The following is a 14,211-nucleotide window of genomic DNA, read 5'->3' as shown; positions in this document are numbered from 1 at the left end:
TGGGATGAAAATATTTTTAAGTGGGAAATGGGGAGAATCAGTATGAAGAAAATGGTTGTAATATCTAGTTTGGCGCTAATAGTAGGTTTAACAACTGGTTGTAGCAGTGAAAAAACAAGTGGACCTAAAACAGTATCTGTAAAAAAAGAAAAAGAGTTAGTAGCGAAAGATATTTTTAAAAAAGCAGCTGACGGATTAAAACAAGAGGAATATCTTACATTGACATCTCTTATGTCAATGAAGGGGAGCGGCCAATCAGAAGAAATTAAAATGAAAATACAAATGGAGCCGAAACTGAAGAATTCTAGAGCTGAAATGAAAATAAGTGGTACAGATATTGTAACGTATGAAGTAGATGGAAAGGTCGCTGCTCAAGTGAAAAACCCTGATACAGGAGAGTTAGTTACGATACCTAATAATCAATTTAATGTAAATGATGTAATGGTCAGTAAAAATTTACTTAATGAGTTAGATTTACCGGAAGCTTTGGCTAAGAAAATGAAAGCAAAGAAAGATGGAGACACATATAAACTTACACTTGAATTAAAGGGAAAAGAAGCGGTAGATACGTTACAAAAAATTAATGGAGATATGAAAAAATTAACGGAAGGATTTAATATGGATGCGTTTAACATTGAATATATAATAACAAAAGATTATAAATTTGAAGAGATGCGAACAACTATAAAAGTGAGTGAAAGTAACTCAGATAAAAAAGCTAGTACAGATAAGGAAAAATTGGATGCAGTTGTGAGTATAAAGATTGATTCATATGAAAAGTTTGATTCAATTAAGTTACCAGAAGGGATTCAATAATTTCAATCGTAAAAGGATAAAAAGGAGCGGAAATCTGCTCCTTTTTTATTTTTCCTACTATTTTTAGAAGATTTATATGAATATAGTTGAACGGCACTTCATTTTTTTCTGGAATAAATGTGAAACGTTGTATAAAATAATCAAGAAAGGCAAAAATTATAGGGGGAAAGTTGTGAAGAAAAATAAGAGTTTAATAAGTTTTTTAGGAGTGTTTATTATGTTGTTTTCTTTTTGTTTTCAAGGAAATGTACAGGCAGATGTAAATACTGTTCAATCTGGAAAAATCAAATCAGGAAACGTAACAGTATGGGAAGTTGGAAATGTAGCGAAAGTATTAGCGGATGTGGAGCGCTTAAATTTAAATACAGTAAATGTACCGATTCAAGTAGATATCCCAAATGTGACTTCTACTAACATGGTAATTAATCAAGCGCAAAAGCAACAAGCTATTATTTTAATTCAAGAATTATTAAAGCGTAATATTCAAGTTATAGTGGAACCGTTCCCATATATTCAGCAGGGGAATGTTGGAGAGACAGAATGGAACCCAAGTAACATTAATGATTTCTTCTGGAATTGGAAGACGGTTATTCTGCAAGATATTTTTAATTCCATTACAAGTAAATACAATGTGTATGGACTAAAGATTGCTTCTAATTTCGTGAATATGGAGTATGCAGAAGGATACTGGAGCGATACAATTGATTTTGTTCGTAATCAGTATAAAGGAAATATTTTGTATCAAATGAACTGGTGGTTAACAGCAAGCTGGGATCCTTCTTATGAAGCGAAGTTTATAGAGAAAATAAACCGTCCGTATTTAAAGAAGGTAGATATTGTTAGTATCGATAGTTGGTTTGAAGTTTCTGGAAAAAGGAATCCGTCATATGAAGAAGTGAAGCAAGGTTTATTTGCGACGACAGTATATAACCGTGGACAAAATGTTGTTCAGCAATTGGAACAATTACATAATGCAACAGGAAAGCCCGTTTATTTTGGTGGATTTAACGTTCCAGCGCGTGAACTTGGACTGCAAAATCCGTGGAATCCAGATGTTTCTAATGTGTTTTCGAAAGATGTACAATTAAATGGATGGCGTGCTTACCGCGATGTATTAGAACCGAAACCATATTTTAAAGGTTTTTCAATTTGGTTTATTGGCTCTAATGATAGTACACATCCGTATCAAATACATAGTAAAGAAGCGGAGGCAGTTATTAACGGCTGGTACCGAAAATAATTTTTACAAAATAGGTAAGTTTTGAAGTTTACTACATATATTTCTAGTGAAAGGCCTTTCACCATCTTATCACCTAGGGGGCAATCATAATGAAATTTTTGTCTTACCTTACAGTAATTTTGGTGATTCTCGGCGGTTTGAATTGGTTGTTTGTAGCGTTAGATTACAATGTAGTTGAGAAATGGTTTGGTTCTATGCCGGCGCTTGTGGACACTATTTATTGGCTCATTGGTCTTTCTGCTATTTATCAAATTTTTGATCGGTTCTTCACGGATAATTAGCAATTATACTTTATTACTAGAGTGTTAAGTACGATTATGTACTTAACACTTTTTTGTATGTTTATAAAAATAGTTTGCACATGCAAGCGATTCCATTGCGTCTTGCGCCGTAATAATAGAAAACAAATTGACCACGTATTATATTTTGGGTTATAATTCAGAAAGTTTAAAAATTAATAAAAATGAGAAATAGGGAGGTTATGAGGGTAATGGAGAGAGTCTATAATTTTTCAGCAGGACCATCAATACTCCCTTTGCCAGTTTTAGAGAAAGTGCAAAAGGAGCTTGTAAATTATAACGGGACAGGCATGTCTATTATGGAAATGAGTCATCGATCTTCTTATTTTCAAAGTATTATAGAGGAAGCGAGTAACTTACTTCGTGAATTAATGAGCATCCCTGATGAGTATGAAGTTTTATTTTTACAAGGTGGTGCGTCATTACAATTTTCTATGATACCACTGAACTTAATGAATACGTATAAAAAAGCTGGATACGTACTAACTGGCTCATGGTCTAAAAAGGCACTGCAAGAAGCCGAAAAAGTTGGGGAAGTACAAGTAATTGCTTCTTCCGAGCAAGAGAAGTTTACTACGATTCCTAAACTGGACGGTTTACTAAGCGATGAAAAACTAGATTATGTACATATTACAACGAATAATACAATTGAGGGGACAAAATATGTGGATATTCCACATATAGAAAGAGTGCCGCTCGTTGCGGATATGTCTTCAAATATTTTGTCAGAACAATATGATGTTTCGAAGTTTGGTCTTATATACGCGGGGGCGCAAAAGAATTTAGGACCTGCGGGCTTAACGATTGCTATTATAAAAAGAGATTTAATTGGGGGAGCAGATCGCTCTTGTCCGACAATGTTAAATTATGAAACTTACAGTAAAAATAACTCCTTATATAATACACCGCCATCCTTTAGTATTTACGTAACAAAACTTGTACTAGAGTGGTTGAAAGAGCAAGGCGGAGTATCTGCGATTGAAGAACAAAATAGAATGAAATCTTCACTTATTTATCATTTTTTAGATGAATCTAAATTGTTTACTTCACCAGTTGATCCTGCGTATCGATCACTTATGAACATTCCATTTACAACACCGTCAGAAGAACTTAACAATGAGTTTTTACAAAAAGCGAAGGAACGCGGCCTTGTTACGTTAAAAGGACATCGCTCAGTTGGCGGTATGCGTGCCAGTATTTACAATGCGATGCCAGCACACGGCGTAAAACGATTAGTAGATTATATGAAGGAATTTGAGCTTGAGAATAGATAGGGAGATGGGGATATGTTTCGTGTTCAAACGTTAAATCAAATTGCAGAAAAAGGTTTGCAAGTTTTTACTGAAGAACGTTATGAAGTAGGAGATAGAATCAATCATCCAGATGGAATTTTGCTTCGTAGCTACTCTCTACATCAAGAAGAGTTTTCAAAAGACTTAAAGGCGATTGCAAGAGCTGGCGCTGGTGTAAATAATATTCCTGTCGAGCGATGTACAGAAAAAGGAATTGTAGTATTTAACACGCCGGGGGCAAATGCAAACGCTGTAAAGGAACTCATTATTGCCAGTCTTATTATGTCTTCACGTAACATTATTAATGGTGTAAGTTGGACGAAAAACTTAGAGGGTGAAGAAGTACCACAGCTTGTTGAATCAGGAAAAAAACAATTTGTTGGATCAGAAATTGCAGGGAAACGTCTAGGTGTTATCGGACTTGGCGCAATCGGTGCTTTAGTTGCGAACGATGCGTTAGCGTTAGGCATGGATGTTATCGGATATGATCCTTATATTTCAGTTGAAACAGCTTGGCGTCTTTCTACACATGTGCAAAGAGCATTTAGCCTTGATGAAATTTTTGCAACGTGTGATTATATTACACTGCATATTCCTCTTACGAATCAAACGAAGGGGATCATTGGGGAACACGCTGTAGAGAAGATGAAAAGAGGGATGCGTCTATTTAATTTCTCTAGAGGAGAACTTGTAGATGAAAAGGTTCTTCAAACAGCATTAGAAGAAGATATTATTACACATTACGTAACGGATTTCCCGAATGAAAATGTAATAAAGATGAAAAATGTAACAGCGACGCCTCACCTTGGCGCATCAACGTCTGAATCGGAAGAAAATTGTGCAGTAATGGCGGCGCGTCAATTACGTGAATATTTAGAGACAGGAAATATTCGTAACTCAGTAAATTATCCAAACGTAGAATTGCCGTATATCGGAAAGAAACGAATTACAATTATGCATCAAAACGTCCCGAATATGGTAGGGCAAATTACAGGATGCTTAGCGGAACATCATATTAATATTGCCGATATGATTAATCGTAGTAAACATTCTTGGGCATACACAATGATTGATATCGATAACGGAATTGATGATATAATAAAAGAGAATATTGTAGAAAATATAAGCAAAATTACAGGTGTTGTAGCCGTTCGAATGATTGTGTAAAGGAGAGAGGAATGTGGCAAAAATACGACCGTTTCGGGCCATTCGTCCAGTAGAGGAAAAAGCGGCACAAGTGGCAGCTTTACCGTATGACGTATTAAATAGTGAAGAGGCAAGGGAAGTTGTAAAAGGGAATCCATATTCTTTCTTGCATGTTGATAAAGCAGAAATTGATTTAGATCCTGAATTGTCACCGTATGATGATCGCGTGTATGAAAAAGCGGGCGACAATTTAAAGCAATTTATACGAGAAGAAGTGTTCATACAAGATGAAGAGCCAGCGCTATATATTTATGAACTGACGATGCAAGGAAGAACGCAGTCAGGCCTTGTCGTTTGTACATCTATTGATGAGTATGAAGATGATACAATTAAAAAACATGAAAGAACACGTCATGAAAAAGAACTAGATCGTATTCGCCACGTAGATGTGTGTGACGCAAATACAGGTCCGATATTTTTAACTTACCGTACAAAAGATGAAGTAAAGCATTTAATTAGAAGCTGGAAAGAAGAGCATGCGCCAATTTATACATTTACAGCAGAAGACGGTGTTAAGCATGTTGCGTGGAAGATTGCAGATGAAGATGTAATTACGACTTTAGTAAACGCATTTGAAGATATTCCTAATCTTTATATTGCAGATGGGCATCACCGTTCTGCATCAGCTGCAAAAGTAGGGCTTATGCGAAGAGAACAATATCCAAATTACACAGGAGAAGAAGAGTTTAATTTCTTCCTATCTGTTTTATTCCCTCATGATGAGTTATCTATTTGGGACTATAACCGAGTTGTGAAAGATTTAAATGGCTTATCAGAGGAACAGTTTTTAAATCAAATTACGCAGTACTTTTATGTAGAAGGAGCACCTGTTTCTCCGTATAAACCAAATGAGCCAAAAACATTTGGTATGTATGTAAATGAGAAGTGGTATAAGCTTACTGTGAAAGAAGAAACATTTGATGCGAATGATCTTGTTAGAGGTTTAGATGTATCTATCCTGCAAGATCATTTATTAAGCCAAGTACTTGAAATACATGATCCGCGTTCTGATTCACGTATCGATTTTGTCGGAGGAATCCGCGGATTAGAAGAACTAGAACGCCTTGTGAACAGCGGCGAATACAAAGCAGCATTCGCATTATATCCGACATCTATGGAAGATTTATTAGCAATCGCAGATGCCGGAGAAGTCATGCCACCGAAATCAACGTGGTTTGAACCGAAACTGCGTAGTGGGTTGTTTGTCCATTCTTTAAAGTAAATATTGACTTCTATAGTTTTGAAAAACCGAAATGATTTGAGTTTCGGTTTTTCTTATTTTAAAAGAGTTTTTGAGGAGGGGCATGGGATGAAATTACAAGTAGGCGAAAAAATCACCTTTGAACGAACGTTTACAAAAGAAGATGTTGCGTTATTTACGGAAGTATCGAAAGATGAAGGTGTTCATCATGTTACACCAGATGAGCAGGGGAGATTTGTTGTACAAGGGCTTTTAACATCAACACTACCTACAAAAATTGGCGGTGATTATAACGTACTAGCTCGCAAGATGGATTTTGAATTTTTACGTCCTGTGTTTAGTGGTGACACAATTCGTTGTGACTTAACCATTGAACAATTTGAACCCGATGAAAAAAATCGTACAAATATTACTGCGATGTTTATATGTAGGAATCAACTTGAAAAGGAAGTTATGAAGGGGAGTTTTTCTGGGATTATTCTTTAGTTAGTAGGAAAAGTAATGAATAGGTGGGGGCCATGTCACTCGGGCTTAGGTTTTTAATCCCACCATAACGAAAATGATATGCATTGCTGTATATTGATAATATACTCTGTTCATTTTTAACTTGAATAAGCTCGTTGACAAAAAGGACATTCCTAGTATTACAAGAAATGTCCTTTCCACTAAATTATAAGGTATTTTGCTAACGTTCAAATTCTAAAATTAGTTTACTAGTTTGACCTGTAAACTGATAATTATAGGACCCTCTCAGATTTTCTAAGTTACCGGTAGCCTTAATAATTGTTCCTGGGGAATCTAAATTTCCTTTATCAAATATTCCTTGCTCTATAGCTGTGAATGTCCCTTGTTGCCCCTTATAAATTCCTTCAAAGTGTAAAAATCCAGAAATTTTAGCCGTAGCCAAGTGACCATCATTTATATTTGAGTCTAGATAATATAATAAGTATTCAACAAAAGCTTTTCCTTTTAATTCTCCATCAATATCATATTCAACATGGGCAATATTAATAGGGAAATCTTTTCTAGTATCATCAATTAGTTTTTCATCCCATTTACTTACTGTAAATGTTACGTCCATACACGTAAATCCCCCTTTATCATTAGATAAGTAATCTTCATATCATTTGAAAAGTACCAATTCACAGTCATATCTTATAGGAGTGTTTTTATTTATTTGAGTCCTGTCATATCGTTATCTTATTTCAGAATCACCTGCTCCTCCCCACGAAGGACTTACTGTCGCCACGGTATCTCCTGGCTGTAATCTCTTTGTTTTTTTAACATGTTAACTCCGCTCCTACATAATGTAATGGACTACGATTATACAAACTGTATCATTGAAAAACATGATGTATGACATTAGTTTCTTCATCATCAATCCGTTTACCTGCTGGGATTCAAGAATTCAGTCTTAGTGTTGAATATAGGAATAACCGATTTATATTTGAAAATCAAAGTATGCAACATTGCATGAGGAAAACGGTTGTTATTTTTACTACCTGTAACTATAATGATTACAGGTTGGTCGATACCAATCAAAAAAATAAAATCATCGTGAATGGAGATGTTTCATAATGGGTATGAAAAAATTAATTTTAGCAGGTGCTTTAGGGATCGCAGCATTATCAGGAACAAATTTACCAGGACTAGAAGTAACAAAAGCGAGTGCAGCTTCTATTGAATCGAATTTCTCGACGTTAGAAGGACGAGTAGTAGAAGTAGATAACGGTGTAATTGTTGTAAAATCTAAGCAATATGAGGAACCGGTTAGTGTGTATATTGATTCACTTTCAAATGTGAAAGTAGGAGATGAAGTAAAAGCTACTGGATCTATGATGCGTAATTTTACAGAATATATGGTTGCAACTGCAGTTGAAAATACAACAAACAAGTTAGGTATGCACATGAAAGAAGATGGCTCACCTAATTATGTAATTGGAGAAGTATCAAAAGTAGGAACGATGGAAGATGAGGGAGACGGTGCTACTAAATATGTTGTAGTTGAGTATCCATCGCTAAATGGGAAGAAAGCTATTATTGATGTTTTCTTAACAAAGGGACAAGTATTTAATGCGGGTGAGAAAGTGAAAATTGATATGAAGTATGTAGGGTGGGGCGGAAGTTCTATTAACTGGAACACAGTTGATCATATTGAAAAAGTTCATGAAGCAAAGACGAACGCTGAAAATAATGATGGTGTATGGATTTGGTCTTAATTAAAATCCTGTAAATAACAAATGTATCATGTAGTATCCAGCAAATGGTGATGTGTATGACCATTTGCTGGATACTTTTTTGCTTTGTATTTTTTGAGAATAAGGGATATCCGACTAGAATATGATGTTTAAATCAGAGCGAGTTAAAAAATACAATAATGAAAGAGGTGTTTATATATGGAGCGAGATGAGAATTATTTACGAGCTAAAAAAAGAGTGGAGAATTTAAAAGCGTTTTACATTCATTTAACGGTCTATATATTAGTTAACTTAATGCTTTTTTTCATAAATATAAGCTCTGATTCAAGTAAATTATGGTTTTTATATCCACTTGGAGGTTGGGGGATTGGTATCGTTATACACGGTTTAACAACTTTTCCATTTGGGATATTCGGAAAAGAATGGGAAGAACGGAAAATTAAAGAGTATATGGAGAAAGATAAGTGAAAAAATCAGAGATTTATGAATATAAATCTCTGTGAGCACACGTTTGATGCGAAGCCTATTCTATAGCTTCGCCTATTTGTTTTGTACTCGAAGTTAATGCGAGTACGTGTTCCTATTCATTTTTAGCATGAATTGCATGTGAAATCAAAACTTTAGTTGTAGTACATAATAAATACAGTTATTTTACTTTCTTAATTACAAGTGGATATAGGATAAAGTTGATTTATCATCCTATATTAAAATAAAAAACAAACCACTGTTCGATTTGAATATTCCACGATATAATGGTGAGAGTTTATGACAGAATAAATATTTACATAAGAAGTGAGGTACTGTATGAAAAAAAGAACGACAGACATTATTTTTATTATTATTGGTGCATTTCTTTTTGCTTTAGGTGTCAATTTATTTGTTATCCCGAACGAGTTTGGTGAGGGTGGGGTAACAGGTATCACGATTATTACGTACTATTTATTTGAATGGTCACCAGGTTTAGTTAACTTAATTTTAAATGCGATTTTGTTAATAGTCGGTTATAAATTTTTAAATAAAATCACAACAATTTATACGATTATCGCTGTAGTGACTAACTCGCTATTTCTTCATTTAACAGAAGGCTGGACGATTGCTTCGGATGAAATGCTTGTAAATGCCATTTTCGGAGGAATATTTATCGGGTGTGGTATTGGTCTTATCATTCGCGTTGGCGGAACAACTGCAGGTACTACGATCTTAGCAAGGATGACACATAAATATTTAGGCTGGAGCATTAGCTACGGTCTACTGTTCTTCGATTTAATCGTTGCATTTTCATCTTATTTCATCATTGGTGCAGAAAAACTGATGATAACAATTATTATGCTATATGTAGCAACGAAAGTGATGGAATTTGTAATTGAAGGGTTAAATCCGAAGAAGGCTATTACGATTATTTCTGATAATCCAGATGAAATTGCCGGGAAGGTGACAACCTTAATGGGGAGAGGGGTTACTGTATATTCAGGGCATGGCTATTACACGAAAACGCCGAAGGAAATTCTTTATGTTGTTATTAATAAGCAAGAAGTAGTGAAGCTAAAGCGGATTGTTCAAACTACGGATCCGGCGGCGTTCATCGCTATACACGATGTTCGTGATGTGTTCGGAGAAGGATTTGTTGATATTTCGAAGGCTTAGAAATTGTTTTTGATTAAAATAATCTTAATACTAAAACGTAAGAATCTATTTTGAATAATCTTTTTTCAAAATAGATTCTTTTTCTTTTTCTTGCAAAAAATCCAATTGTTTCTTAATGTAGTGATGTAGAAGGATGAACGAGAGAGGGTTTAATGAAGATGATACATATTTTATTAGCTGATGATGATAAGCATATTAGAGAGTTGTTGCATTACCATTTACAAAAAGAGGGGTTTAAAGTTTTTGAAGCAGAAGATGGAAAGGTAGCGCAAGACGTTTTAGAGAAGGAAAATATTCATCTTGCGATCGTAGACATTATGATGCCGTTCGTTGATGGCTATACGTTATGTGAAGAAATCCGGAAGTATCATGATATACCGGTTATTTTATTAACGGCGAAAGATCAGTTAGTTGATAAAGAAAAAGGATTCATTTCTGGTACGGACGATTATATTGTAAAACCATTTGAACCAGCTGAAGTGATTTTCCGTATGAAAGCTTTATTACGACGTTATCAAATGCTGAGTGCAGATATTATTACGTTGCACGGAACGACAATTGATCGAAAAGGTGTAGAAGTAAAGTGTAACGGTCAAACGATTTTGCTTCCTTTAAAGGAATTTGAGTTATTATCACAACTTGCTAGTTATCCTGGAAGAACATTTTCAAGAGAAGAGCTAATTGAATTAGTATGGGGAATGGATTTTGAAGGAGATGAACGAACAGTTGATGTTCATGTGAAAAGGCTGCGAGATCGTTTCTCAAAACGAACGGATGATTTTCAAATTACAACAGTGCGCGGCCTCGGGTATAAGTTGGAGTTGAAATAAGATGAAATCACTATATTCTAGATTTGTATTTATGACGGTCGGCATTATGCTACTTAGTAGTATTATCGGCTTTTTATTAACAAACGTATATTATCAAGTGAAGTTAAAACCATATAACAGTGAAAAGATTTTAAAGTATGCGGAAGAAGTTAAATCGTTATATGAAAAGCAAAGTGAAGAAAATCAAGAGACGTATTTGCATTCTATTGCAAAATTAGGGTATGAGATTTACATTGTTGATGATCAAAAGAATGGAAAGCGTATCGGTAATGCGTTTCGTAAGACGACAATAAGTGATGATACCGTTCATAAAGTATTGCAGGGGGAGACATTTAATGGTGTTTCTACTTATCCAACGCGCCTCTTTATTACAGGTTTTTTCGATAATGAATTAATTAATAGCGTCGGTGTCCCAGTACAACACGGTGATAAACAGTACGCTTTATTCATTCGCCCTGACGTTCAACAACAATTCGGCGAGATGAGAATTTTTCTAGCGGTATTATTAGGGTTTATCGTACTATTAAGTATTATTTTTATAGCGATTGCAGCAGGTTACATCGTTCGCCCAATCCGTAAATTTACGAAGGCTACGCAAAAAATTGCGAGTGGGGAATATGAAATTGAATTAGATGTAAAACGAAAAGATGAAATAGGAACGTTATCTACAAGCTTCCAAAAGATGACGAAGAGTATTAAAGAACTAGATGAAATGAGACAAGAATTCGTTTCGAACGTTTCACATGAATTTCAGTCGCCACTTTCTTCCATACAAGGTTTTTCAAAGACGTTGCAAACAGAAAAGATGAGTGAGGAAGAAAGAAATCATTACTTACAAATTATTGAGGGTGAAAGTAAGCGAATGTCTAGTTTATGTAAACAGTTACTTACGCTCGCTTCATTAGATAAAGAGGAAAAGGTTCTACAAATAAGAGAATTCAATCTGCAGAAGCAAATTAAAGACGTCATTTTTATGCTTGAGTGGAAATGGCGGGAAAAAGATATCGCCGTTGAATTTAATGTGCCAGATATCACTATAAAAGGTGATGAAAACTTACTTCATCAAGTTTGGAGTAACATTTTCACGAATAGCATTAAGTTTTCAAACGATGGTGGAACGATTGAGTTTTTCGTCGAAGAGTTAGAGTCTAGTGTCATTATTTCTATATCAGACAACGGAATCGGTATGGAAAAAGAAGAAATGGATCGTATTTTTGACCGTTTTTACAAAGTAGATACAGCAAGGACGAGAAACGTAGAAGGTAGCGGTTTAGGGTTGTCGATTGTGCAGAAGATTGTTGAACTGCATCATGGAAACGTTTCGGTGTATAGTACGAAGGGGGAAGGAACAACCGTTCTGGTGGAGCTTCCGAAATAGATGGAAAGAAAGAGGCTGTTTCGGAACGGCCTCTTTTTTTGTCGTTTTATGTCGGTAAGTCGATATAATCGGAAAATCGCTGATATAATTTGAGTTGCGCCGATATATTTTGAAAATCGCCGATATAATTCTATTTGCGCTGATATATTTGAAAAATCGCTGATATAAATTTCACGTACTGTATTTCTGCTATAAAGCCACACCTTTCCCGCGCTCAAAAAGTATCAGATGTAATTTAATTTCCCCTCTGTAATCTTCTGTTCATATTCCGTTCATATTTCTTTTTTATGATAAGTGCATAGAAAGAAAGAGGAAGGAGCGAGCGAAATGTTTTTAGCTCTGCGTGAATTGAAACAATCAAAATTAAGATACGGATTAATCGGACTGATTATGGTGTTATTATCATTTTTAGTTCTTGTTATTTCAGGATTAGCAAATGGACTATCATATGATAATGCTTCATCGATTCAAAATATGGAGGCAAATAAGTTCGTTTTAGCAGATGATGCGGAAAATAAATTACTTCGTTCACAAATTAAGAAAGACGATGTAGATAACGTAGTAAATCAAGTAGGCGAGAAAGAAGCGGTTCCGTTTCGTGTGAAAGTTTCAACATATGAAAAGAAAGATAGTTCGAAAAAAGTGGATGTCGCTATTTTCTCAAGTGAACGTGATTCATTTTTAGAACCCAAAATTGTAAAAGGTGAGAAATTAGGTACAGCAAATAACGAAATGGTTGCTGACGAATCAATTAAAGAAAAAGGAATTGATATTGGAGATACAATTATTGATCCTGTTTCAAAGAAAGAATTTACAATCGTTGGATTTACGAAAGATCAAATGTTTAGCCATACACCAGTTGTGTATGTAAATGAAGACGTATGGGGATCTATTTCACAACCAAATCAAAAAGATTATAGTGCAATTGCGCTGAATACAGATAAAGAAATCAAAAATGCACATGTTATCGACAAAAAAGAAGTACTGCAAAGTATTCCAGGATTTAAAGAAGAGCAAGGAACATTGACGATGATCATTGCATTCTTACTTGTTATCGCTGCGTTATTAATCGGTGTATTCTTCTACGTTATTACACTGCAAAAAACACAGCAATTAGGCGTATTAAAAGCAATTGGTACGAAGAACTCTTATTTAGCAAATAGCTTAGTCGTGCAGGCGTTATTCTTATCAGTCGTTGCGATGGTAATCAGTATCGTTCTTGTACAAGGGTTAGAACAAATTTTACCAGCTGGTATGCCATTCTTATTAACAACACCGATGATTGCGCAATATGCAGCAATCTTTATCGTAATTAGTATTTTAGGAACACTTATTTCGTTATACCAAGTATTAAAAGTTGATGCATTAGAAGCAATTGGAGGCGGGATGTAATGACTTCATTATTAAAATTAGACAAAGTAAGTAAAGTGTACGGAGAAGGGAATACGGAAGTAACAGCCCTTCATCCGATATCGCTTGATGTGAAAGCCGGAGAATTTATCGGAATCGTCGGTCCTTCTGGATCAGGGAAAAGTACGTTATTATCAATCGCTGGTGCTTTATTATCACCGTCAAAAGGGGATATTTACATTCGCGAGCAAAATATTACGAAGCTATCAGAAAAGGAAATGACAGACATTCGTTTGAAAAAAATCGGCTTCATTTTCCAGTTTGCAAACCTTGTTCCATATTTAAATGTGAAAGAACAGTTACTTTACATTGCAAAGCTAAAAAAAGAAAGTAAACAAGAATCCGGAAAGCGTGCAGATCATTTATTAGCGGCATTTGGATTAGGAGAAAGAAAGAATCATTATCCAAATCAACTATCTGGCGGGGAAAAACAAAGGGTAGCAATCGCTCGTGCGTTCATGAACAACCCAGATTTAATATTAGCGGATGAGCCAACGGCAAGCTTAGACTCAAAACGCGCACGTGAAGTTGTTGAAATGATGAAACGCGAAGTGAAAGAGAGCCAAAAAGCAGCAATTATGATTACACATGATGAAAGAATGCTTGATGTATGTGATCGTATATTGACGCTTCGAGATGGACAGTTAATATAAAAAAAGGAAAACCGTACATGTATGTGCGGTTTTCCTTTTTTTAT

At 35.1% G+C, this 14,211-nt stretch carries 15 protein-coding genes; 14 read left to right on the top strand and 1 reads right to left on the bottom strand.

What is annotated here, in order from left to right:
* Window positions 1–42: 42 nt before the first annotated feature.
* From BHV55_RS16125 to BHV55_RS16095, 7 genes are all read left to right on the top strand, one after another.
* Entirely contained in the window at window positions 43–816 is a 774-nt protein-coding gene (locus BHV55_RS16125) for a DUF6612 family protein (protein ID WP_000738993.1), read from the top strand.
* Between the two features lie 172 nt (window positions 817–988).
* Window positions 989–2,056 (top strand): glycoside hydrolase family 113, encoded by a 1,068-nt coding sequence (locus BHV55_RS16120; RefSeq protein WP_070756751.1) that lies wholly within the window; start codon window positions 989–991, stop codon window positions 2,054–2,056.
* A gap of 89 nt (window positions 2,057–2,145) precedes the next feature.
* Window positions 2,146–2,337 carry a DUF378 domain-containing protein gene (locus BHV55_RS16115; protein ID WP_000670803.1) on the top strand — a complete coding sequence of 64 codons (192 nt, stop codon included), beginning with the start codon at window positions 2,146–2,148 and terminating at the stop codon, window positions 2,335–2,337.
* 209 nt (window positions 2,338–2,546) lie between these two features.
* Window positions 2,547–3,629, top strand: a complete 1,083-nt coding sequence (serC, locus tag BHV55_RS16110) for a 3-phosphoserine/phosphohydroxythreonine transaminase (protein WP_000442941.1) — start codon at window positions 2,547–2,549, stop codon at window positions 3,627–3,629.
* 12 nt (window positions 3,630–3,641) lie between these two features.
* Entirely contained in the window at window positions 3,642–4,814 is a 1,173-nt protein-coding gene (locus BHV55_RS16105; protein WP_000490230.1) for a 3-phosphoglycerate dehydrogenase family protein, read from the top strand.
* 13 nt (window positions 4,815–4,827) lie between these two features.
* A complete protein-coding gene (locus tag BHV55_RS16100) occupies window positions 4,828–6,075 on the top strand; it encodes a DUF1015 domain-containing protein (RefSeq protein WP_030026422.1) in 1,248 nt (415 codons plus the stop codon).
* Between the two features lie 87 nt (window positions 6,076–6,162).
* A complete protein-coding gene (locus tag BHV55_RS16095; RefSeq protein WP_000776359.1) occupies window positions 6,163–6,540 on the top strand; it encodes a hotdog family protein in 378 nt (125 codons plus the stop codon).
* 199 nt (window positions 6,541–6,739) lie between these two features.
* Here BHV55_RS16095 and BHV55_RS16090 read toward each other — a convergent pair whose 3' ends face one another.
* Window positions 6,740–7,135 carry a DUF3224 domain-containing protein gene (locus BHV55_RS16090; RefSeq protein ID WP_000383503.1) on the bottom strand — a complete coding sequence of 132 codons (396 nt, stop codon included), beginning with the start codon at window positions 7,133–7,135 and terminating at the stop codon, window positions 6,740–6,742.
* Between the two features lie 496 nt (window positions 7,136–7,631).
* Between BHV55_RS16090 and BHV55_RS16085 the strand changes: the two genes are divergently transcribed.
* The 7 genes from BHV55_RS16085 (at window position 7,632) to BHV55_RS16055 (ending at window position 14,167) form a co-directional block, all read left to right on the top strand.
* Window positions 7,632–8,273 carry a F0F1 ATP synthase subunit alpha gene (locus BHV55_RS16085; protein WP_000525525.1) on the top strand — a complete coding sequence of 214 codons (642 nt, stop codon included), beginning with the start codon at window positions 7,632–7,634 and terminating at the stop codon, window positions 8,271–8,273.
* 177 nt (window positions 8,274–8,450) lie between these two features.
* Window positions 8,451–8,720: a 2TM domain-containing protein gene (locus tag BHV55_RS16080; protein ID WP_000438994.1), complete on the top strand. Its 270-nt coding sequence runs from the start codon at window positions 8,451–8,453 to the stop codon at window positions 8,718–8,720.
* Between the two features lie 336 nt (window positions 8,721–9,056).
* The gene (locus BHV55_RS16075) at window positions 9,057–9,896 is read left to right on the top strand and encodes a YitT family protein (protein WP_000747492.1); all 840 of its coding nucleotides are present in this window, start codon (window positions 9,057–9,059) and stop codon (window positions 9,894–9,896) included.
* Window positions 9,897–10,048: 152 nt separating this feature from the next.
* Complete coding sequence (locus tag BHV55_RS16070) at window positions 10,049–10,726, top strand: response regulator transcription factor (RefSeq protein WP_000781961.1); 678 nt, start codon at window positions 10,049–10,051, stop codon at window positions 10,724–10,726.
* A 1-nt stretch (window position 10,727) separates the two neighbouring features.
* Complete coding sequence (locus tag BHV55_RS16065) at window positions 10,728–12,104, top strand: sensor histidine kinase (protein ID WP_070756749.1); 1,377 nt, start codon at window positions 10,728–10,730, stop codon at window positions 12,102–12,104.
* A gap of 327 nt (window positions 12,105–12,431) precedes the next feature.
* Window positions 12,432–13,496 carry an ABC transporter permease gene (locus BHV55_RS16060; protein ID WP_000477762.1) on the top strand — a complete coding sequence of 355 codons (1,065 nt, stop codon included), beginning with the start codon at window positions 12,432–12,434 and terminating at the stop codon, window positions 13,494–13,496.
* A complete protein-coding gene (locus tag BHV55_RS16055; RefSeq protein ID WP_070756747.1) occupies window positions 13,496–14,167 on the top strand; it encodes an ABC transporter ATP-binding protein in 672 nt (223 codons plus the stop codon). Before BHV55_RS16060 ends, BHV55_RS16055 begins: the two co-directional genes overlap by 1 nt.
* The last annotated feature ends 44 nt before the right edge of the window (window positions 14,168–14,211 follow it).

The sequence above is a fragment of the Bacillus sp. RZ2MS9 genome, assembly GCF_001816185.2.
Lineage (GTDB): Bacteria > Bacillota > Bacilli > Bacillales > Bacillaceae_G > Bacillus_A > Bacillus_A cereus.
The sequence above is the reverse complement of the archived record's forward strand: the minus strand, read 5'-3'. Positions and strand labels throughout refer to the sequence as shown.